Source organism: Sphingomonas sp. 2SG (assembly GCF_005503285.1).
In the GTDB taxonomy this organism is placed as follows: Bacteria; Pseudomonadota; Alphaproteobacteria; order Sphingomonadales; family Sphingomonadaceae; genus Sphingomonas; species Sphingomonas taxi.
Window position 1 is genome coordinate 1 of the sequence record NZ_SCMZ01000023.1, and the last position, 19,562, is coordinate 19,562.

The 19,562-nt window shown below is 67.8% G+C and carries 21 protein-coding genes; 4 read left to right on the forward strand and 17 right to left on the reverse strand.

Going from position 1 to position 19,562, the window contains the following annotated elements; translation table 11 throughout:
• From FFS23_RS20270 to rpsB, 9 genes are all read right to left on the reverse strand, one after another.
• Positions 1-183, reverse strand: a 183-nt coding sequence (locus FFS23_RS20270; RefSeq protein ID WP_212742945.1) for a hypothetical protein, incomplete at its 3' end; no start/stop codon positions are given.
• 80 nt (positions 184-263) lie between these two features.
• Positions 264-1,373 carry an RIP metalloprotease RseP gene (gene rseP, locus FFS23_RS10955; protein ID WP_137898658.1) on the reverse strand — a complete coding sequence of 370 codons (1,110 nt, stop codon included), beginning with the start codon at positions 1,371-1,373 and terminating at the stop codon, positions 264-266.
• A 37-nt stretch (positions 1,374-1,410) separates the two neighbouring features.
• The gene (locus FFS23_RS10960; protein ID WP_038659881.1) at positions 1,411-2,586 is read right to left on the reverse strand and encodes a 1-deoxy-D-xylulose-5-phosphate reductoisomerase; all 1,176 of its coding nucleotides are present in this window, start codon (positions 2,584-2,586) and stop codon (positions 1,411-1,413) included.
• Between the two features lies 1 nt (position 2,587).
• Positions 2,588-3,379, reverse strand: coding sequence for a phosphatidate cytidylyltransferase (locus FFS23_RS10965; RefSeq protein ID WP_137898659.1), 792 nt, complete (start codon positions 3,377-3,379; stop codon positions 2,588-2,590).
• The gene (locus tag FFS23_RS10970; RefSeq protein WP_137898660.1) at positions 3,376-4,125 is read right to left on the reverse strand and encodes an isoprenyl transferase; all 750 of its coding nucleotides are present in this window, start codon (positions 4,123-4,125) and stop codon (positions 3,376-3,378) included. Before FFS23_RS10970 ends, FFS23_RS10965 begins: the two co-directional genes overlap by 4 nt.
• Complete coding sequence (frr, locus tag FFS23_RS10975; RefSeq protein ID WP_038659886.1) at positions 4,122-4,679, reverse strand: ribosome recycling factor; 558 nt, start codon at positions 4,677-4,679, stop codon at positions 4,122-4,124. The genes FFS23_RS10970 and frr overlap by 4 nt, the downstream gene beginning before the upstream one ends.
• Positions 4,680-4,682: 3 nt before the next feature.
• Positions 4,683-5,414, reverse strand: a complete 732-nt coding sequence (gene pyrH, locus FFS23_RS10980; RefSeq protein ID WP_038659889.1) for a UMP kinase — start codon at positions 5,412-5,414, stop codon at positions 4,683-4,685.
• Between the two features lie 207 nt (positions 5,415-5,621).
• Positions 5,622-6,557, reverse strand: coding sequence for a translation elongation factor Ts (gene tsf, locus FFS23_RS10985; protein WP_038659892.1), 936 nt, complete (start codon positions 6,555-6,557; stop codon positions 5,622-5,624).
• A gap of 85 nt (positions 6,558-6,642) precedes the next feature.
• On the reverse strand, positions 6,643-7,476 hold the full coding sequence (gene rpsB / locus FFS23_RS10990; protein WP_038659894.1) for a 30S ribosomal protein S2: 834 nt from the start codon (positions 7,474-7,476) through the stop codon (positions 6,643-6,645).
• A gap of 336 nt (positions 7,477-7,812) precedes the next feature.
• Here rpsB and FFS23_RS10995 point away from each other — a divergent pair, with 336 nt between their 5' ends.
• Positions 7,813-8,049 (forward strand): hypothetical protein, encoded by a 237-nt coding sequence (locus FFS23_RS10995; RefSeq protein WP_081974326.1) that lies wholly within the window; start codon positions 7,813-7,815, stop codon positions 8,047-8,049.
• Here FFS23_RS10995 and FFS23_RS11000 read toward each other — a convergent pair.
• Together FFS23_RS11000 and FFS23_RS11005 are read right to left on the reverse strand one after the other, a co-directional pair.
• A complete protein-coding gene (locus FFS23_RS11000) occupies positions 7,988-8,824 on the reverse strand; it encodes a CDP-alcohol phosphatidyltransferase family protein (RefSeq protein ID WP_052075505.1) in 837 nt (278 codons plus the stop codon). The two genes, FFS23_RS10995 and FFS23_RS11000, sit on opposite strands and share 62 nt — an antisense overlap.
• An 11-nt stretch (positions 8,825-8,835) precedes the next feature.
• A complete protein-coding gene (locus FFS23_RS11005) occupies positions 8,836-9,567 on the reverse strand; it encodes a phosphatidylserine decarboxylase (RefSeq protein ID WP_137898661.1) in 732 nt (243 codons plus the stop codon).
• Positions 9,568-9,713: 146 nt separating this feature from the next.
• On the opposite strand from FFS23_RS11005, the gene FFS23_RS11010 reads away from it, so the two are divergent.
• Positions 9,714-10,934, forward strand: a complete 1,221-nt coding sequence (locus tag FFS23_RS11010) for an NADP-dependent isocitrate dehydrogenase (RefSeq protein WP_038659905.1) — start codon at positions 9,714-9,716, stop codon at positions 10,932-10,934.
• A gap of 35 nt (positions 10,935-10,969) precedes the next feature.
• On the opposite strand, the gene FFS23_RS11015 is transcribed toward FFS23_RS11010, so the two are convergent.
• Positions 10,970-11,542 carry a TetR/AcrR family transcriptional regulator gene (locus FFS23_RS11015; RefSeq protein ID WP_137898662.1) on the reverse strand — a complete coding sequence of 191 codons (573 nt, stop codon included), beginning with the start codon at positions 11,540-11,542 and terminating at the stop codon, positions 10,970-10,972.
• 59 nt (positions 11,543-11,601) lie between these two features.
• On the opposite strand from FFS23_RS11015, the gene FFS23_RS11020 reads away from it, so the two are divergent.
• The gene (locus tag FFS23_RS11020; RefSeq protein ID WP_137898663.1) at positions 11,602-12,099 is read left to right on the forward strand and encodes a monooxygenase family protein; all 498 of its coding nucleotides are present in this window, start codon (positions 11,602-11,604) and stop codon (positions 12,097-12,099) included.
• Between the two features lie 47 nt (positions 12,100-12,146).
• On the opposite strand, the gene FFS23_RS20100 is transcribed toward FFS23_RS11020, so the two are convergent.
• From FFS23_RS20100 to FFS23_RS11030, 3 genes are read right to left on the reverse strand one after another with little or no spacing between them, the layout of a single operon-like run.
• Positions 12,147-12,296 (reverse strand): hypothetical protein, encoded by a 150-nt coding sequence (locus FFS23_RS20100; protein ID WP_171009456.1) that lies wholly within the window; start codon positions 12,294-12,296, stop codon positions 12,147-12,149.
• A gap of 50 nt (positions 12,297-12,346) precedes the next feature.
• Positions 12,347-13,765 carry a hypothetical protein gene (locus FFS23_RS11025; protein ID WP_137898664.1) on the reverse strand — a complete coding sequence of 473 codons (1,419 nt, stop codon included), beginning with the start codon at positions 13,763-13,765 and terminating at the stop codon, positions 12,347-12,349.
• A gap of 47 nt (positions 13,766-13,812) precedes the next feature.
• A complete protein-coding gene (locus FFS23_RS11030; RefSeq protein WP_137898665.1) occupies positions 13,813-14,892 on the reverse strand; it encodes a PA0069 family radical SAM protein in 1,080 nt (359 codons plus the stop codon).
• A gap of 56 nt (positions 14,893-14,948) precedes the next feature.
• Between FFS23_RS11030 and FFS23_RS11035 the strand changes: the two genes are divergently transcribed.
• The gene (locus FFS23_RS11035) at positions 14,949-15,290 is read left to right on the forward strand and encodes a VOC family protein (protein ID WP_137898666.1); all 342 of its coding nucleotides are present in this window, start codon (positions 14,949-14,951) and stop codon (positions 15,288-15,290) included.
• A gap of 184 nt (positions 15,291-15,474) precedes the next feature.
• Here the strand turns inward: FFS23_RS11035 and moaB are convergent, their stop codons facing one another.
• Complete coding sequence (moaB, locus tag FFS23_RS11040; RefSeq protein ID WP_137898667.1) at positions 15,475-16,002, reverse strand: molybdenum cofactor biosynthesis protein B; 528 nt, start codon at positions 16,000-16,002, stop codon at positions 15,475-15,477.
• Positions 16,003-16,005: 3 nt separating this feature from the next.
• Entirely contained in the window at positions 16,006-19,506 is a 3,501-nt protein-coding gene (dnaE, locus tag FFS23_RS11045; protein ID WP_137898668.1) for a DNA polymerase III subunit alpha, read from the reverse strand.
• Positions 19,507-19,562: the final 56 nt, after the last annotated feature.

The following is a 19,562-nucleotide window of genomic DNA, read 5'->3' on the forward strand; positions in this document are numbered from 1 at the left end:
GGTGGCGGGTGCGCGGGTGGGGGCCGGAGCCGGCGTCGGTGTCGCGGCGGGCGAGTCGGCGGCCGGCGCGGCGGGCTGCTGCGCCGCCGGTTCGGGCGCGGTCTGCGCCATCGCCGGCATGCCCGACAGCATCGTGCCGGCCAGCAACGCGGCGCTCACCGGCGCGAACTTGGTACTCTTCATCGCTGTCACTCAACCCACCCCAAATACGTCAGGATACCAATATCCGCCGGGACGCAGGCGCCTGCCCTGCCCCAAGCCGGTCAGCCGATCAAGCCGGCCAGCCGCTGCCACAGACCGACTGCACTCAAATCGTTGAAGGTCACGATCAGCATCAGCGCCAATACCGCGGCGAGTCCACCACGGAATGCCCATTCCTGCACCCTGGGTTCGAGGGGCCGGCGGCGGATCGCCTCGATCGCATAGAAGAAGAGGTGTCCGCCATCGAGCATCGGTACTGGCAGCAGATTGATGAACCCCAGATTGATCGACAGCATCGCCACCAGCCAGACGAACGCCGACACGCCGAGCGCCATCTGCTCGCCCGAGATCTTGGCGATGCGGATCGGGCCGCCGAGTTCGTCGATCGAGCGGCGGCCGCTGATGATCTGGCCGAGCGTTTCGAGCGTGCCCGAGATGATGTCGACGGTCATCCGCACGCCCGCCGCCGGCGCCTCGGCGAGGCCGACCGGCGCGAGCACGGGATCGCCGCTGCCGATGCCGATCCGCCCGATGCGATATTCGTTGCCGAAGCGGTCGCGCTGGTGAACGACGCCGATCGCGAGCGGGCGGTCGAACGTCGTGCCGCCGCGCACGACGCGCAACGTCACCTGCTCGCCCGGCCGGATCAGCGCATAGCGGGCGACATCGGTGAAGGTCTGGATGGCGCGGCCGTCAATCGACAGGATGCGATCCCCCGGTTGCAGGCCAGCCTTCGCGCCGGGGGCGCCGGCGATGACCGTGCCGACCACCGCCGGGGTACGGTCGACGCCATAATGATGCGCGAAACCGGCGAGGATCAGCACCGCGAGGATCAGGTTGATCGCCGGCCCGGCGGCGACGATGATCGCGCGCTGCCACAGGGGCTTTGCCTGGAAGGTCAGCGCACGTTCGGCGGCGGGGAGCGCCAGCCACGCGGCGTCGGGCTGGCTCGCCGGGTTCATGTCGCCGGCGAAGCGGACATAGCCGCCGAGCGGCAGCCAGCCGAACTTCCAGCGCGTGCCGCGCGAATCGGTGATCCCCGCGATCTCGCGCCCGAAGCCGATCGAAAAGGCCTCCGCCTTCACGCCGAACTGCCGGCCGGCGAGATAATGGCCCATCTCGTGGATGAAGACGAGCGGGCCGATCGCGCAGAGGAACGCGAGTACGGCCATCAGAACGCCGGGAGACTGGATCAAGCTAGGCAATCCTTCACGCGCGAACCCTTACACGCCCCTTAGCATGGTCCCGAATACGCTCGTCCGCCATTCGTCGCGCCTCGCCATCGATGGCGAGGACCGCCTCCAGCGTCTCCGGAGCCGGCGGATCGTAATGATCCAGCGTATCGGCGACGATTGCGGCAATTTCGAGGAAGCCGATACGCCGGTCGAGAAACGCGGCGACGGCGATCTCGTTGGCGGCGTTGAGGATGGCGGGACGCGCGCCGCCCGCCTCCAGCGCGTCGCGCGCCAGCTTGATCGCCGGGAAGCGGACGGGATCGCACGCCTCGAAGTCGAGCCGGCCGATCGCGACGAGGTCGAGCGGCGCCATCGGCGTCGCCATCCGCTCGGGCCAGGCGAGCGTATGCGCGATCGGCACGCGCATGTCGGAGGGGCCGAGCTGCGCGAGCATCGAGCCGTCGACGTAATCGACCATCGAGTGGATCACCGACTGGCGGTGCATCACCACCTCGATCCGCTCGTGCGGCACCGGGAACAGCCGCGCCGCCTCGATCAGTTCGAGGCCCTTGTTCATCATCGTCGCGCTGTCGATGCTGATCTTGGCGCCCATCGACCAATTGGGATGCGCGACCGCCTGTTCGACGGTGACGTCCGCCATCTGCTCGCGCGACCAGTCGCGGAACGGGCCGCCGCTGGCGGTGAGGATGATGCGTCGCACCCCCTCGGGCCGGGCGAAGTCGAAACATTGGTAGATGGCGTTATGTTCGCTGTCCGCAGGCAGCAGCGTCGCCCCCGAGCGCGCCGCCGCGGCGAGGATCACCTCGCCCGCCGACACCAAAGGCTCCTTGTTGGCGAGCACCACCGTGCCGCCGTGGCGGATCGCCGCCATGACGGGTTCGAGCCCGGCACAGCCGACGATCGCGCCCATCGTCCAGTCGGCGCCCGCCGCGGCGTCGCAGATTGCCTGCCGCCCCGCGGCGACCTGCGTGACCGTGCCGGCGAGCGCGTCGCGCAAAGCAGGCAGGCAGGATTCGTCGGCGACCACCGCGAGCTCCGCCCCGGTGCGGCGCGCGGCGGCGGCGAGCTTGCCGACGTCGCCGTTCGCGGTGAGCGCGCGGACCCTGAAACGGTCGGGCTCGCGCTCGACGAGATCGAGCGTGGAGGTGCCGACCGAGCCGGTCGCACCGAGGATGGAGACGGTTTTCATATCAGAAGGCGAGCGGCACGACGACGAGCAGCGCCGCGACCGGCATCACCGGGACGACGCCGTCGAGACGGTCGAGGAAGCCGCCATGGCCGGGGATGACGCTGCCCGAATCCTTGACGCCGGCGCGGCGCTTGAGGTGGCTTTCGTAGAGGTCGCCGGCCTGCGCGAGGATCGCGAGCAGCGGCGTCGCGATCACGAAGCGCAACGGGAGAAGGTAGACCTGGCCCATCACCGCGGCGACGACCGTCGCGAGCACGATGCCGCCGATCAGGCCGGCCCAGGTCTTGTTAGGACTGACCCGCGGCGCGAGCTTGGGGCCGCCGATGCTGCGCCCGGCGAAATAGGCACCGATGTCGGTCGCCCAGACGAGGCTCAGCGCCCATAAAGCGTTGCGCAGGCCATCGGGTTCGTGGCGGATCAGCACCAGCGCGTAGATCGGCAGGCCGCAATAGAGCACGCCGGCGCCCAGTTGCGGGCGGCGGCTGATGATCGTCAGGAAGAAGAAGGCGCCGACCAGCAGCCCGAGCGCGAAGAAATCAGGGCCGGCGGCAAGCGGACACATGATCGCGAGCGGCACCGACAGGACATATTGGCCGAGCCGCTTGGTCTTCGAATCGGCGCCGTGGAGGTCGCTCCACTCCGCCATCATGAAGACGCCGAGGGTGACGGCGAGCAGCCAGAAGACGAAGCCGCCGAATGCCAGCGCGACCAGCGCAAGCGCGATCAGGGCCAGACCGGTAAGCGTACGGGTCGCAAGCTCCGAGGGGCGCTTGCCGGCGGGCGCGTCGCTCACAGGCCGCCGTAGCGCCGCTGGCGCTGCCCGAAGGCGGCGATGGCGTCGCCGAGCGTGTCGGCGGTGAAATCGGGCCAGAGCGTGTCGACGAACAGCAGCTCGGCATAGGCCGCCTGCCACAGCAGGAAATTGGACAGGCGCTGCTCGCCCGACGAACGGATGACGAGGTCGAGCGGCGGCAGGTCGGCGGTGTCGAGCTCCGCCTCGATATGCTCAGCGGTGATCGCGGCCGCGTCGATCTCGCCCGCGGCGGCGCGTGCGGCGAGCCGGCGGGTGGCGGCGACCAGTTCGGCCTGCGAGCCGTAGTTGAGCGCGATCACCAGGATCGGACCGGTGTTGGCGGCGGTCTTGGCCATCGCATCGTCGACCAGCGCGACCAGATCGGGTGCGAAGCGGCGATAGTCGCCGATGATGCGCAGCCGCACGTTCTCGGCGACTAGCTCGGCGAGGTCGCTGCGGATGAACAGTCGCAGCAGCCCCATCAGCGCGCCGACCTCATCCTCGGGACGGCGCCAGTTCTCGCTGGAGAAAGCGTAGAGCGTCAGCGCCTCGACGCCCATCGCGCGCGCGGCGCGCGTGACGCGGCGCACCGCCTCGACCCCGGCCTTGTGACCGGCGACGCGCGGCAGATGCCGCGCCTTCGCCCAGCGGCCGTTGCCGTCCATGATGATCGCGACGTGACGCGGCACCGGCCCCGTGTCCGGGACCGCCGCCAGCGACGCAACCGAGGCCGCGATCGGACTCACTTTCCGAGGATTTCCTTTTCCTTCGCCGCCGCCGCCGCATCGAGCTCGGCGACCGTCGCGTCGGTGAGCTTCTGCACCTCGGTCTCGTGGCGCTTGCGCTCGTCCTCGCTGATGACGCCCTTCTTCTCGTCGGTCTTCAGCGCGTCCATGCCGTCGCGCCGCACGTTACGGACCGCGATGCGCGCGCCCTCGGCATATTTGCCGGCGAGCTTGGCCAGTTCCTTGCGGCGATCCTCGGTGAGATCGGGGATCGGCAGGCGCAGCGTCTGGCCGTCGTTGATCGGATTCAGGCCGAGGCCGGCGGAGCGGATCGCCTTCTCGACCGGGCCGACGTTCGACTTGTCCCAAACCTGCACCGACAGCATGCGCGGCTCGGGCACCGAGACGGTGGCGACCTGCACCAGCGGCATATGGCTGCCATAGACCTCGACCGTCACGGGATCGAGCAGGGCGGTGGAGGCGCGGCCGGTGCGCAGGCCGTTGAGGTCGTGCTTGAGCGCCTCGACGGCGCCGGCCATCCGGCGCTCGAGATCGGCCTTGTCATAGGCTGCCATGGTCTACTCCTGTTCGTTCTGGACGACCGTCGAGATGCCATCACCGTTGAGAACCGCGGCGAAATTGCCGTGTTCGCGAATGTTGAAGACGACGATCGGAATGTTGTTGTCGCGGCACAGCGCGATCGCGCTGGCGTCCATGACTTTGAGGTCGTCGGACAGCACCTTCGAATAGCTGACCGTGGCATAGCGCGTCGCGGTCGGCACCTTCTTGGGATCGGCATCGTAGACGCCGTCGACCGAGGTGCCCTTGAACAAGGCATCGCACTTCATCTCGGCGGCGCGCAACGCGGCACCGGAATCGGTGGTGAAGAACGGGCTGCCGACGCCGGCGGCGAAGATCACCACGCGCCCCTTTTCGAGGTGGCGTTCGGCGCGGCGACGGATGAACGGCTCGCACACCGACGCCATCGGAATTGCCGACTGGACGCGCGTCTCGACGCCGATCTGCTCGAGCGCATTCTGCACCGCGAGGGCGTTCATGACCGTGGCGAGCATCCCCATATAATCGCCGGTCGCGCGTTCCATGCCGCGCGCCGCGCCGGAGATGCCGCGGAAGATGTTGCCACCGCCGACGACGATGCAGAGCTCATAGCCCTGCGCCTTGACGTCGGCGATCTCCTCGGCGACGCGCGCGGTCACGGCGGGATCGATGGACAGGCCACCGCCCTCGCCCATCAGCACTTCGCCGGACAGTTTCAACAAGATGCGTTTGAAGCGCGGCGCGAACGTCATAAGTTCCTATCGCTGGTGGGAGAAAGCGGGTCGGACCTTAGGCCGACGCGCGCGCCGGGGCAACCTTCGCCTGATCGGATCCGGGGTTATGTGCGCCGGTGCAGGATGCCGATCCGCCCGACGGTCATGGCAACGACAAAGGGCGCCGCGCGGGATGCGCGACGCCCTTCGCTGGATGCCATGGCGCGCCGCAGCGCGCCGGCCGGATCAGGCCTTCTGCGCGACGCCCGAGGCGGCGGCGACTTCGGCGGCGAAGTCGGACGTTTCCTTCTCGATGCCCTCGCCGAGCTGGAAGCGGACATAGTCCTTCAGCACGATCGACGCGCCGGCGTCCTTGGCCGCCTTGGCGACGACGTCGCTGATCTTGGTCTTGCCGTCCATGACGAACAGCTGGCTGACCAGCGCATGCTCCTTGCGGAACTTGGCGATGCCGCCCTCGACCATCTTGGCGATGATATCGGCGGGCTTGCCCGATTCGGCGGCCTTTTCGGTCGCGATCGCACGCTCGCGCTCGATCTCGGCCTCGTCGAGGTCTTCCTCGTTGAGCGCCTTCGGGAAGGCCGCGGCGATGTGCATCGCGATCTGCTTGCCGAGACCCTGCAGCACCTCGTCCGAGGCATCCGATTCGAGCGCGACGAGCACGCCGATCTTGCCGAGACCCGGCGACGCCTGGTTGTGGACGTAGGACACGACCGCACCCTGCGACACTTCGAGGCGACGCGCGCGGCGCAGCGACTGGTTCTCGCCGATCGTGGCAATGTTGTTGGTCAGCACTTCGGCGACGGTGGTGCCCGACGGCATCGCCTCGGCCTTCAGCGCCTCGATGTCGCCGCCGGTGGCGAGCGCGATCTGGGTCACTTCACGGACGAACTGCTGGAACTGGTCGTTCTTGGCGACGAAGTCGGTTTCCGAATTGACCTCGACCGCGGCGCCCTTGGTGCCGGCGGTGGCGACGCCGACGAGACCCTCGGCGGCGGTGCGGCTCGACTTCTTCTGCGCGGCGGCGAGGCCCTTGGTGCGCAGCCAGTCCAGCGCGGCGTCCATGTCGCCCGAGGTCTCGTTGAGCGCCTTCTTGCAATCCATCATGCCCGCGCCGCTCTTCTCGCGCAGGTCCTTGACCATCGCTGCGGTGATATCAGCCATGTTGCATATTCCTTGTTCTGAATGTGTTTACGGGCGAGGCAGGGCGCCGCCCTACCCCGCCCGCATGACGGTTCGACGACGGCGGTTACGCGTCGATCTGACGCTCGGCCTCGGCGCCCGCACCCTCGACCGTGCCGGCAGCCTGCTGCTCGGGCTCGGGGGTCGGGACGGTCAGCGCTTCCTCGACCGGGGCGACATCCTGCGCACCGAGATCGACGCCGCGGCGCGACTGCTGCTCCTGGTTGCCGCGCGTCGCCGCGATGGCGATCGCTTCGCAATACAGGCGGATGGCGCGGCTGGCGTCGTCGTTCGCCGGCACCGGGAATGCGATGCCGTCGGGCGAGACGTTCGAATCGAGGATCGCGACGACGGGGATGCCGAGCGTGTTGGCTTCCTTGATCGCCAGCTCTTCCTTGTTCGCGTCGATCACGAACATGACGTCGGGCACGCCGCCCATGTCGCGAATGCCGCCGAGCGACATTTCGAGCTTGTCCTTCTCACGGGTGAGCTGGAGCACTTCCTTCTTGGTGAGGCCGTGCGTGTCGCCCGAAAGCTGCTCTTCGAGCGTCTTCAAGCGCTTGATCGAGTTGCTGATCGTCTTCCAGTTGGTGAGCATGCCGCCCAGCCAGCGGTGGTTGACGAAATGCTGGCCCGAACGACGTGCCGCATCGGCGACGGCGTCCTGCGCCTGGCGCTTGGTGCCGACGAACAGCACCTTGCCGCCGCTGGCGACCGACGACGAGACGAACTCGAGCGCGCGGGCGAAGAGGGGAACGGTCTGCGACAGGTCGAGGATGTGGACGCCGTTACGGTCGCCGAAGATGTAGGGCTTCATCTTCGGGTTCCAGCGGTGGGTCTGGTGGCCGAAGTGCGCGCCGGTCTCGATGAGCTGCTGCATGGTGACGACGGGAGCCGCCATAGGATGAGTCCTTTCCGGTTAATGCCTCTGGGAAGCGGATGACGCGGGCCTTGCGGCCGCACGCACCGGGCTATGATGCTTCCCATGCGGGGTTAGAGGGCTGCGCCATTAGCCGCAGCGGACGCAGAACGCAAGTCGTTCCAACCCGCTTGACAGGTAGAACGTAGGTGGAACATAAAGCGTCCAGACAGTGGACACGGTGAGTCTAACCCAGTTTAGCGGCGCTGCGGCGAAGCGAAATCGGCGAAAATGGACCCAGCGCGGAACTCACTGATTAAACAATGGTTAAGCGAGTTATCCACAGGCTGCTCGCTCGCCTGCCAGGGAGTCGGTTCGATGGTTGCAGTCGTCAGTGTTCTCGTTTTTGCCGGTGCGTTCGCGGTTGCCGCGGGCGTGATCGCCGCGACGGTCGCGCCCCAGTGGCAGCGTATCGTCCGCCTCGCCGCCGGCAACGTCGAGCCCGCCTTCGCTCCGCTGTCGCAGCTCGCCTCGGCCGAACGCCGCATCGCCGTCAGGCGCTGGGCGTCGGCTCCGGTTCCCGCTGGCGTTCGCCGCCTGCGCGCTGCCGCCTGATCTTCGCATAACTGGCGACGCTGAACGGGATCGTGATCAGGTAACCGACACAGATCGCGCTCAGCGTATGCCATGGCGCCGAGACGAGCGCCGCGCCGAGCAGGACGACGCCAGCGATCGCCTCGAACCGGATCGTCCGGCGCAGGCGCAGCGAGCCCCACGAGAAGGTGGCGACGCTCGACACCATCAGCAGCGCGATGAACGCCACCCAGAGCGCGACGAGATACGGGTTGGCGAAGATCGGCTGATCGGTCCAGAACCAGAAATAGAGCGGCAGCATCGCGAGACCCGCCCCGGCCGGTGCCGGCACACCGGTGAGGAAGCCCGCCGATTTGTGCGGCTGGTCGTCGGCGTCGATCGCCGCGTTGAAGCGGGCGAGGCGAAGCGCGCAGAAGACCGCGAGGATCAGCGCGCTGATCCAGCCGAGCCGCGGCAGGGCGGCGAGCGACCATAGATACATGATGAGCGCCGGCGCGACGCCGAAGGAGATCGCATCGGACAGCGAATCGAGTTCGGCACCGAAGCGGCTCTCGCCGTGGAGCATGCGGGCGATGCGTCCGTCGAGCCCGTCGAGCACGCCGGCGATCATGATCATCGTCACCGCACTCTGCCATTCGCCGCCGATCGCGAAGCGCACGCCGCTGAGGCCCGAGCAGAGCGCGAGCGCGGTGACGGCATTGGGAGCGACGGCGCGCAGCGGCAGCCCGCGCGGACGGCGGGGCAGGCGACGCGGCAGGCGGCGGGCGGGATCGGGGGTGGAGTCGCGCGGTTCCATTTACTTGCCGATCATTGTGCGATGCCGGTGACGGCCATGCCGCCGATACGGCCGACCACCGTCTCGCCGGCGATCGTGCGCTGGCCGAGCGTCACCTGCGGGATGATGTCGTCCGGAAGGAAGACGTCGACGCGGCTGCCGAAGCGGATCAGGCCGATCCGCTGGCCGGTCGCGACCATGTCGCCCGGCTTGACGAAGGGCACGATGCGGCGCGCGACCAGCCCGGCGATCTGGGTGAAGCCGATGCGGCGGCCATCCCGCCCCTCGACGACGATATGCTGGCGCTCGTTCTCGTCGGACGCCTTGTCGAGATCGGCGTTGAGGAACTTGCCGCTGATATAGACGACCTGGCGGATCGTACCCGCGATCGGCGTCCGGTTGATGTGCACGTCGAACACCGACATGAAGATCGACACGCGCGTCAACGGCACCTCGCCGAGTTCGCCGACCAATTCGCGCGGTACCGCCACCCGCTGGATCATCGTGACGAGCCCGTCGGCGGGGGCGATGACGAGGCCGTCGCCGACCGGCGTGGTCCGGATCGGATCGCGGAAGAAGGTCAGCACCCAGACGACGACGGCGAGCAGCGGCCAGAACAGCACCTTGGTGACGATCGTCGCGATCAGCGTGAGCCCAAGCGCGATGGCGGCGTATTTATGGCCTTCGGGGTGGACCGAAGGGAAGCGCCACTTCACCGTGGTCGTCGGCAGCGGGCTGGTCGGTGGCTTTTCGAGCGATGGCATAACCACGGGGTGTAACCGTGTCGTTCATGCAACACAACGTTTGCCGGCGACGACGTTCACTGCGCGGCCAATCCGCCCGAGATGGTTGATCCCCTGCCCGCTTGTGCCTAGACGACGGCGCAAATCCCCTCTCGCAGGAAGCGCATATGGCCAAGATTCAGGTGAAGAACCCGATCGTCGAGATCGACGGCGACGAGATGACGCGGATCATCTGGGAATGGATCCGCGAGCGCCTGATCAAGCCGTATCTCGACATCGAGCTCGACTATTACGATCTCGGCATCGAGAATCGCGACGCGACCGAGGACCGGGTGACGGTCGACGCCGCCAAGGCGACGCAGAAGCACGGTGTCGCGGTCAAGTGCGCGACGATCACCCCCGACGAACAGCGCGTCGAGGAATTCGGCCTCAAGAAGATGTGGAAGTCGCCCAACGGCACGATCCGCAACATCCTCGGCGGCACGATCTTCCGCGAACCGATCGTGATCAAGAACGTCCCCCGCCTGATCCCGGGCTGGACGCATCCGATCGTCGTCGGCCGTCACGCCTTCGGCGACCAGTATCGCGCGACCGACTTCCTCGTCCCCGGCCCCGGCAAGCTGCGCCTCGTATTCGAGGGCGTCGACGGCCAGACGATCGACCGCGAAGTCTTCGATTTCCCGAGCTCGGGCGTCGCAATGGCGATGTACAATCTGGACGATTCGATCCGCGATTTCGCCCGGGCCTCGATGCATTACGGCCTCAACCTCAAGTGGCCGGTGTATCTCAGCACCAAGAACACGATCCTCAAGGCCTATGACGGCCGCTTCAAGGACCTGTTCGCCGAGGTGTTCGAAACCGAGTTCAAGGACAAGTTCAAGGAAGCGGGCATCGTCTACGAGCATCGCCTGATCGACGACATGGTCGCCTCGGCGCTGAAGTGGAACGGCGAGTTCGTCTGGGCCTGCAAGAACTACGACGGCGACGTCCAGTCGGATCAGGTCGCGCAGGGCTTCGGGTCGCTCGGCCTGATGACCTCGGTGCTGCTGACGCCGGACGGCAAGACGGTCGAGGCGGAGGCCGCGCACGGCACCGTCACGCGCCACTATCGCCAGCACGAGCAGGGCAAGGCGACCAGCACCAACCCGATCGCGTCGATCTTCGCCTGGACCGGCGGCCTGAAATATCGCGGCAAGTTCGACGGCACCCCCGAGGTGACCAAGTTCGCCGAGACGCTGGAGCGCTGCTGCATCGAGTGCGTCGAGAACGGCCAGATGACCAAGGATCTCGCGATCCTGATCGGGCCGCACCAGCCGTGGATGACCACCGAGCAGTTCTTCGAGGCGGTGCGCGCCAACCTCGAGCAGAAAATGGCGAACTGGGGCTGATCCGCTTCGCCTGAGACGATCGGGGGCTCGGAGGCTTAGGCTTCCGGGCCCTTTTTCGTAAGGCCGGCGACGAACAGGGCGAGCGCTGCGCGGGCGGCCTCCGGATCGGGCGGCAGGCGGCGGTCGAGCGCGAGCGTCGCGAAGCCGTGGACCAGCGCCCAGGCCGCCATCGTCGCGGTCGGCGCGGTGCCGGGACAGAGCGTCGCGACGCGCGCGGCGAGTATGCCATAGGCATCGCCCTCGGCGGCGTGATCCGGGCTGACGTGCGCGGCGGTGGCGATCGCATCGGTGAACATCAGCCGGAACAGCGCGGGATGCGCCTGCGCGAAGGCGACATAGGCCAGCCCCTGTTCGACCAGCGCCTGTTCGGGGGCGATGGCGTTACCCTGCGCGTCGGCGACGACAAGCTGGTTGTGCAGCATCGCAAAGCCTTCCGCCGCCACCGCGCCGAGCAGCGCCGTCTTGTCGGGAAAGTGGCGATAGGGCGCCATCGCCGATACCCCTGCGGCGCGTGCGACGGCGCGGAGCGAGAGATCGTGATCGCCCGCATCGAGCAGACGCATCGCATGCTCGACAAGCGACTGGCGCAAAGAAGGCGTCGACGTCATTCGGTGTGTTTACACTGTAAGCAGCTGATGGTAGCTTACGCTGTAAACAAAGGAGTCGGATGATGCAAATGGATGGGCGTGCCGCCACGGCCCGCGCGACGGTGGATCTGTCGGGCTATCCCGATCTGGTGATGGTATTGCTCGGCTTCCGGGTCGGCAGCCTGCGCGGATTGCCCGCGCTGATGCGGATCGGTCGCGGCCTCGCCACCATCGGCCGTACGCCGCCCGACGGCTTGCTGGGCAATGACGGCATGATGTTCGCGTGGAACCACGTCGGCATCCGCCACTATTGGCGCGATCTCGACAGCCTCGGCCGCTTCACCCGGTCGGCGCCGCATAGCGACTGGTGGCGGGACTTCCTCAGCGATCGCCACGGCTGCGGGTTCTGGCACGAGGCGTATAGCGCCAAGGGTGGGATCGAGGCGATCTATGTCGGGATCGACGATCCCGTGGGGCTCGGCGCCTTCGCACCGGCGCGGCGGCCGGAGGGACCGTTCCTGTCGAGCCGCGACCGGTTGATGGCGGATGCGCGCGAACGGCGGGACGGGGCGGCCTGATCCCCGTCCGTCATCCCGGCAGGTACCGGGACGACGGTGGAGGACGATCAGGTGTTGTCGTTGACGCCGCCCTGGCCCTCGCCGTGATTGCCGTAGCCGGCACCCGATTCCTCGGTGTCGGTGTTTTCCGTCGGCGCGAGCGGATCGATATTGTGGTCGTTCTTGTCCTGGTCGTCGGTGCGGTCGGGGTCGGTCATCGTCAGTCCTTCTGCAGCGCGGAGGTGGAGGACCAACCGACGGTCGGCCGCTACGTTCCGTGCGTGTTTCCGGATCTCGCCGGCGGCGCGGCGGCCGACATGCGACGATAGACGGTCACGCCGAGTTCGCGCGCGACGGCGCGATAATGGCGCGCGAGCGCGCGGTGGACGAGGATCACGCCGGGCCGCCGGCGGTTGCGGGGGATGTCGCCGATCGCGATCACCGGCGGGCGGGCGGCGAGGATGCGGGCGACCTCCTGCGTCGGGTCGATGCCGATCGCGCGCGCCTCGCTCGCCTCGACGAGGTGGAACGGAAACGGATAGCGCGTCGGCAGGCAGCTCTCCGTCGCGTCGTAAAGCGCCGGGGGGGCCTGGACGAGGAACAGACAGCCCTGCCCGCGCATCCGATCGATGACCCGGGCGAGCGTGGCGACGCGCTGGCGCGTGTCGGCGGTATCGCCGCGATGCGGATAGCCGCTGAACACCAGCAATGCGCCCCCCGCGACGGCGGCGAGCGCCTGCATCGCGCGGCGGTCGAGCGCGGCGGCGGCGCAGACCGCGATGGGCAAGAGCAGTGGCAGCGCGTAATGGTTGAAATAGGGCGGGACGAGCAGCCAGCCGACCACCGCGACGGCGAGCCAACCGGTCAGGAATCGGTCGGGCCGCGCGACCAGCCCGCGGATCGCGAGTCCGGCGGGGACGAGCAGGACGAGGGCGACGCCGGCCAGCCGTGCCGCGATCGGATCGCCGGGGGTCGCCTGGCGCAGAAAGATCGACTCGATCGTGGCGAACCACCAGGCGCCGCCGTGCCCCATGCCGGCATAAGCGGCGGCGGCAGCGATCGTCGGGAGCAGCGCGCTGGCGGCATAGAGCGCTGCCGCAGCGGCGAGCCGTGCGGGGTTGCGATGGCGGTGCCATGTAGCGCCGAGCAGCGCGACGCCGAAGAAACAGCCTTCGAAGACTGCGGTCGGCTTGATCTGCAACGCGATCCCGGCGAGCAGCATCGCCGGGATCGCGGCGCGGCGGCGACCAGCTATCGTGTCACGGGTCAGCATCGCCGCCGCGACGATGGCGAGATCGTAGAAGACCGGCGACTGGCCACCGCGGCCGCCGAGCAGTTCCAGCCAGACGAAATAGAGCAGGCCCGCCACCAGCGCACCGGCGGCGCCGGCATGGCGTCGCGCCATCGTCGCGATCAGGCCGGCGGTGGCCGCTGCGGCGGCGAGCGCGAGCAGATGATAGGCGACGACGGGATCGCCGGGCAGGCCCCGCGCCGCCGCGGCGATCAGGAACAGGCCTATCGGCTTGCGGTCCCAGATGTCGACATAGGGGATCGCCCCCTCCCACATCCGCTGCCCGACGAGCAGGTACATCTGTTCGTCGACGTCGATCAGCGGGTTGCCGATATCCGGCAGGCGCAACGCCACCGCGGCGAGGATCAGGATCAGCCAGGAAAGCCGCTGCGTCATGTACCATGCGTCATGGCGCAAAGAGGGTTAGCGGCGCGCTAACGCGGTCAGAACAGCTCGCCCTGCGGCCCGGCGGGCGGGCGGAACAGGTCGGTGCGCAGCGGTGCGCCGCGATTGCCGAGGCCGTGCTTGCGGCAGGCGATACGGAAGCGGGTGCGCATCAGCTCGGCCCAGGGGCCGGCGCCCTGCATGCGCGTGAAGAAATCGGGATCGTTGTCGCGACCGCCGCGCAGCGACTGGATGATGGCCATCACCTTGCCGGCACGATCGGGGAAATGCGCGTCGAGCCACGCCCGGAACAGCGGCGCGACCTCGTGCGGCAGGCGGACTGGGATGAAGAAACAGGATTTCGCGCCAGCCTCCGCGGCGCGTTCGACGAGATGCTCGAGTTCGTGGTCGGTGATCGACGGGATCACTGGCGCGATCGAGACATAGACGGGCACGCCGGCATCGGCGAGCATCCGCACCGCGCGCAGTCGCCGTTCGGGATGCGGCGCGCGCGGCTCGATCGTCGCGGCGATCTTCGGGTCGAGCGAGGTGATCGACATCGCCACGCCGGCCAGTCCCTCGGCCGCCATCGCCGAAAGCAGGTCGATATCGCGCGTCACCCGATCCGACTTGGTGGTGATCGTGAGTGGATGGCGCGTCTCGGCGAGCACCTCGATGACGCCGCGGGTGATCCGCCAGTCGCGCTCGATCGGCTGATAGGGATCGGTGTTGGTGCCGAGCGCGATCGGCGCGACGACGTAGCCGGGCTTGCGCAATTCGGCGCGGAGCAGCTCGGCGGCCTGCGGCTTGGCGAACAGCCGCGATTCGAAATCGAGGCCGGGCGAGAGATCGTGATAGGCATGCGTCGGCCGCGCGAAGCAATAGATGCAGCCGTGTTCGCAGCCGCGATACGGGTTGATCGAGCGATCGAAGAAGACGTCGGGCGAGCTGTTGCGGGTGATGATCGTGCGCGGGGTTTCGACGGTGACGCTGGTCCGCAACGGTGCGGGCGCGCCATCGATCTCGCCCTGCGCATCGAGCCAGTCGCCATCCGCCTCACGCTCGGGCAGGTTGAAGCGGCGGCTCCCGGTGTTGACCGTGGCACCGCGAACGGCGCGTTTGACGAGCGGCTTGGCCATTGCGCGATGGTAGGCAGCTGAATAGAACATAGCAAGAACGCAATGGGAGATATAAGATGGCGCGGTTGAACTATCTCGAACTGCCGGTGGCCGACACGACGCGGGCCAAGGCGTTCTACGGCGAAGCGTTCGGCTGGGCGTTCAGCGATTTCGGGCCGAGCTATGCGGCGACGACCAGTGGCGATACTGATATCGGCTTCCAGGCCGATCCCGCGCAGCAGACCGCGGCGGCGCTGCCGGTGATCGAGGTCGCGGATGTCGACGCGGCACTCTCCGCGGTCGAGGCAGCCGGCGGCCGGGTGACGATGCCGGTCTTCGCCTTCCCGGGCGGACGGCGGTTCCACTTCGCCGATCCGGATGGGCACGAGCTGGCGGTGATGCAGGTCGACGCGGGTTAGGTCTGTCCGTCACGGGCCGGCCGATCCACACGTCCGTCATGCCGGACTCGTTCCGGCATCCACTGTTCGGCAGGAGTAAAAGCTGTTGGTCCTGCGGGCCGGTGGACCCCGGAACAAGTCCGGGGTGACGGGTAGTTCGGGGCGACGTCGGCACACCCGACTTGCGCTTACGGTCGCGGACCGATCACCGTTCCATCAGCCGGGGCATCAGTTCGACGAAATTGCAGGGGCGGTGGCGGCTGTCGAGCTGGTCCTGCAGGATGCCGTCCCAGCCGTCCTTCACCGCGCCGGTCGAGCCGGGCAGAGCGAAGATATAGGTGCCGCGCGCGACGCAGGCGCAGGCGCGCGACTGGACGGTGCTGGTGCCGATCTTGGCATAGCTCAGATAGCGGAACAGCTCGCCGAAGCCGGGGATCATCTTGGTGGCGACGCGCTCGACCGCCTCGGGGGTGACGTCGCGGCCGGTGACACCGGTGCCGCCGGTGGTGATGACGCAGTCGACGCTCTCGTCGTCGATCCAGCGATGGAGTTGTGCGACGATCGCGTCGGCATCGTCGCGCAGGATGACGCGCTCGGCGAGGACATGGCCCGCCGCCTCGATCCGTCCGACCAGCGTATCGCCCGAGCGATCCTCGGCGAGGCCACGCGTATCGGAGACGGTGAGCACGGCGATGTTGACCGGGCGGAAGGTCAGGCTGGTGTCGATCGGCATGGCTCAGCCCACCGAGCGCAGTTGCGAGGCGACGCGGTCGAGCGCGACGTCGCTGATGCCGGGGATCGCCTGGATCGTCTCGACCAATTCCATGTCGAGCAGGAAGTCGCGGCCGAGCAGCACCGTCGCCTCGCCTTCCCCGACCGGGATATGCGCACGCACCTCGCCGCGGGCGCCGCGATGATGCGCGAGCAGCGCCGACAGCGCCTCGAAGGCGGTGGCATGCGCCACCCTGGCGGCGATGGTGAAGCGCGCGATCGAGGCAAGCCCCTCGAACGGCTGAATGCGCTTCACCGAGACGCGCGGCGTCTCCTCGCCGGGCCGGCGGTCGAGCTCGACGGTGATGAGGCCGCAGCCGCCGCAGCGCGCGGCATCCTCCAGCTCGGCGGCGACCGAATCGTCGAAACAGGTGGCGACGAACTGGCCGCTCGCGTCGGACAAGGTCGCCATCATATACCGCTTGCCGCGCGCCGAGGTGCGCCAGCGCGCATCCTCGACCAGCACCGCCATCGTCGCGCCGGCGCGGGTGCCGTCCTCGGGGATGTTGAGCTCGGTCAGCGCGACATATTGGCGCGCGCCATGCATCTTGGCGAGATGCGCGTGGCGGTCGACCGGGTGGGCCGAGAAATAGAAGCCGAACGCCTCCTTTTCCTGCTCCATCGCATCGGCCATCGACCAGCGCACGCTGGCGGGCAGCTTGATCGCATCGCCCGCGACATCCTCCGCCCCGAACAGGCCGTGCTGGCCGCTGGTCTTGCCCTCGTGGGTGCGGGCGGCGACGGCGAGGATCGTCTCGGCGACGGCGTGGATGCCCGCGCGGTTGGCATCGAAACAGTCGAACGTGCCGCTGGCGGCGAGCGTTTCAAGCTGGCGCTTGTTGATGAGGCGCGGATCGACACGGGTGGCGAGATCGTCGATGCTCTTGAACGGGCCGTTGGTGCTGCGCTCGACGACGAGCTTCTCCATCGCCCCCTCGCCGACCGACTTCAGCGCGGCGAGCGCATAGCGGACGGCGAGGCCGCCGTCCTTGGTCGCCTCGACGTCGAATTCGGCGTCGCTCTTGTTGATGTCGGGGCCGCAGATCGTCACGCCCAGCCGGCGCATATCGTCGACGAAGATGCAGAGCTTGTCGGTCTGCGCCATGTCGTAGCACATCGACGCGGCGTAGAATTCCTCCGGGTGATGCGCCTTCAGCCACGCGGTCTGATAGGCGAGTAGCGCGTAGGCAGCGGCGTGGCTCTTGTTGAAGCCATAGCCGGCGAACTTGTCGATCAAGTCGAACAATTCGTTCGCCTTGTTCTTGGGTATGCCGTTCACCTTGGCGCAGCCCTCGACGAAGATCGCGCGCTGCGCGTCCATCTCCGCCTTGATCTTCTTGCCCATCGCGCGGCGCAGCAGATCGGCGCCGCCGAGCGAGAAGCCGGCGAGGATCTGCGCCGCCTGCATCACCTGTTCCTGATAGACGAAGATGCCGTAGGTCTCGGACAGGATCGGTTCGAGCAGGTCGTGCGGATAGACGATCGGCTCGGTGCCCTGCTTGCGGCGGCCGAAGCTCGGGATATTGTCCATCGGGCCGGGGCGGTAGAGCGAGACGAGCGCGATGATGTCGCCGAAATTGGTCGGGCGCACGGCGCTGAGCGTGCGGCGCATGCCCTCCGATTCGAGCTGGAACACGCCGACCGTGTCGCCCTTCTGGAGCAATTTGTAGACCGCCTCGTCGTCCCACAGCAAAGCGTCGAGGTCGACGCTGATGCCGCGCTTGGCGAGCAGCTGCACCGCCTTCTTGAGCACCGACAGCGTCTTGAGGCCGAGGAAGTCGAACTTCACCAGGCCGGCGCCCTCGACGTACTTCATGTCGAACTGGGTGACCGGCATGTCCGACCGCGGGTCGCGGTAGAGCGGCACCAGTTGCGCGAGCGGGCGGTCGCCGATCACCACGCCGGCGGCGTGCGTCGACGAGTGGCGCGGCAGGCCCTCCAGCTTCGTCGCCAGATCGAGCAGGCGGCGGACCTGATTGTCGTTCGAATATTCCTTGGCGAGCTCGGGCACGCCGTTGAGCGCGCGCTTGAGGTCCCACGGATCGGTCGGATGGTTGGGGACGAGCTTGGCGAGGCGATCGACCTGGCCGTAGCTCATCTGAAGGACGCGGCCGGTGTCCTTGAGCACCGCCCGCGCCTTGAGCTTACCGAAAGTGATGATCTGCGCGACCTGATCGCGGCCGTATTTCTCCTGGACGTAGCGGATGACCTCGCCACGCCGGGTTTCGCAGAAATCGATGTCGAAGTCGGGCATCGAGACGCGTTCCGGGTTGAGGAAGCGTTCGAACAGCAGGCCGAGCTTCATCGGATCGAGATCGGTGATCGTCAGCGCCCAGGCGACGACCGAGCCGGCGCCCGAACCGCGCCCCGGCCCGACCGGAATGTCGTGATCCTTCGCCCATTTGATGAAGTCGCCGACGATCAGGAAATAGCCGGGAAAGCCCATCTGGACGATGACGTCGACCTCGAAGGCGAGCCGCTCACGGTAGGCGTCGCGCCAGTTCGGATCGTCGACGGGCTGGGCGCCGAGCTGTTCGATCCGGTCGAGCCTCTTTTCCAGCCCCGCCGCCGCCTCGGCGCGCAGCATCGCCGCCTCGCCCTCGCGATCGCCGGCAAGGCTGGGCAGGATCGGCTTGCGATAGGGCGCCATCACCGCGCAGCGCTGCGCGACGACCAACGTATTGTCGATCGCCTCGGGCAGGTCGGAGAACAGTTCGCGCATCGTTTCGGCGGGCTTGAGCCATGCGTCGGGGCAGGAGCGGATGCGGTCCTCGCTCTCGACATAGGTCGAGTGCGCGATGCACAGCATCGCATCATGCGCGTCGAGAAAGGCGCTGTCGGAGAAGCAGCAGGGATTGGTCGCGACCAGCGGCAGGTTGCGATCATAAGCGAAGTCGACCAACGCCTGTTCGGCGGCCTCCTCGATCACGTCGCTGCGGCGGGCCAGCTCGATATAGAGGCGGTCGGGGAACAGCGCCTGCAACCGGTCGAGATAGGCGGCGGCGCGATCCGGCTGGTCCTCGTGGATCAATCGCGCCAGCGCGCCCTCGCCGCCCGCGGTCAGGGCGATCAGGCCGTCGGTGCGCCCCTCCAGCGCGGCGAAATCGACATGCGCGGGCAGTTCGATCGGCCGTTCGAGATGCGCGAGGCTGACCAGCGCGCACAGATTGTCATAGCCCGTCGCATCCTGCGCATAGAGGGCGATCCAGTCGAGCGGGACGGCGACGCCGTCGGGCATGCCGGGCCGCGCGACGCACAGCATCGTGCCGATCACCGGCTGGACGCCGTCCTTCTTGGCGGCATCGGAAAAGGCCATCGCCGCATAGAGGCCGTTGCGATCGGTCAGGCCGGCGGCGGGAAAGCGCATCGCCTTCGCCTGTTTGGCGATCGCCTTGGGCTCGATCGCCCCGTCGAGCATCGTGTAGGACGAGAAAATGCGGAGCGGTACGAAACCGGAATGAGCCATTGCGGAGACTTAGCCGCTCAACCCCGATTCGAACAGGGCAGGCCAAGGAACCTGCG

What these genes read in the sequence shown, in the direction of transcription:
- FFS23_RS10960 (WP_038659881.1), bottom strand. Translation starts at nt 2,586, where the DNA reads ATGAAAACCGTCTCCATCCTCGGTGCGACCGGCTCGGTCGGCACCTCC.
- rseP (WP_137898658.1), bottom strand. Translation starts at nt 1,373, where the DNA reads ATGGCCGTACTCGCGTTCCTCTGCGCGATCGGCCCGCTCGTCTTCATC.
- FFS23_RS11030 (WP_137898665.1), bottom strand. Translation starts at nt 14,892, where the DNA reads ATGGCCAAGCCGCTCGTCAAACGCGCCGTTCGCGGTGCCACGGTCAAC.
- tsf (WP_038659892.1), bottom strand. Translation starts at nt 6,557, where the DNA reads ATGGCTGATATCACCGCAGCGATGGTCAAGGACCTGCGCGAGAAGAGC.
- FFS23_RS11020 (WP_137898663.1), top strand. Translation starts at nt 11,602, where the DNA reads ATGATGCAAATGGATGGGCGTGCCGCCACGGCCCGCGCGACGGTGGAT.
- moaB (WP_137898667.1), bottom strand. Translation starts at nt 16,002, where the DNA reads ATGCCGATCGACACCAGCCTGACCTTCCGCCCGGTCAACATCGCCGTG.
- FFS23_RS20100 (WP_171009456.1), bottom strand. Translation starts at nt 12,296, where the DNA reads ATGACCGACCCCGACCGCACCGACGACCAGGACAAGAACGACCACAAT.
- FFS23_RS11000 (WP_052075505.1), bottom strand. Translation starts at nt 8,824, where the DNA reads ATGGAACCGCGCGACTCCACCCCCGATCCCGCCCGCCGCCTGCCGCGT.
- FFS23_RS10995 (WP_081974326.1), top strand. Translation starts at nt 7,813, where the DNA reads ATGGTTGCAGTCGTCAGTGTTCTCGTTTTTGCCGGTGCGTTCGCGGTT.
- frr (WP_038659886.1), bottom strand. Translation starts at nt 4,679, where the DNA reads ATGGCAGCCTATGACAAGGCCGATCTCGAGCGCCGGATGGCCGGCGCC.
- dnaE (WP_137898668.1), bottom strand. Translation starts at nt 19,506, where the DNA reads ATGGCTCATTCCGGTTTCGTACCGCTCCGCATTTTCTCGTCCTACACG.
- FFS23_RS11010 (WP_038659905.1), top strand. Translation starts at nt 9,714, where the DNA reads ATGGCCAAGATTCAGGTGAAGAACCCGATCGTCGAGATCGACGGCGAC.
- pyrH (WP_038659889.1), bottom strand. Translation starts at nt 5,414, where the DNA reads ATGACGTTCGCGCCGCGCTTCAAACGCATCTTGTTGAAACTGTCCGGC.
- FFS23_RS11035 (WP_137898666.1), top strand. Translation starts at nt 14,949, where the DNA reads ATGGCGCGGTTGAACTATCTCGAACTGCCGGTGGCCGACACGACGCGG.
- FFS23_RS11025 (WP_137898664.1), bottom strand. Translation starts at nt 13,765, where the DNA reads ATGACGCAGCGGCTTTCCTGGCTGATCCTGATCCTCGCCGCGGTGGCG.
- FFS23_RS11005 (WP_137898661.1), bottom strand. Translation starts at nt 9,567, where the DNA reads ATGCCATCGCTCGAAAAGCCACCGACCAGCCCGCTGCCGACGACCACG.
- FFS23_RS11015 (WP_137898662.1), bottom strand. Translation starts at nt 11,542, where the DNA reads ATGACGTCGACGCCTTCTTTGCGCCAGTCGCTTGTCGAGCATGCGATG.
- rpsB (WP_038659894.1), bottom strand. Translation starts at nt 7,476, where the DNA reads ATGGCGGCTCCCGTCGTCACCATGCAGCAGCTCATCGAGACCGGCGCG.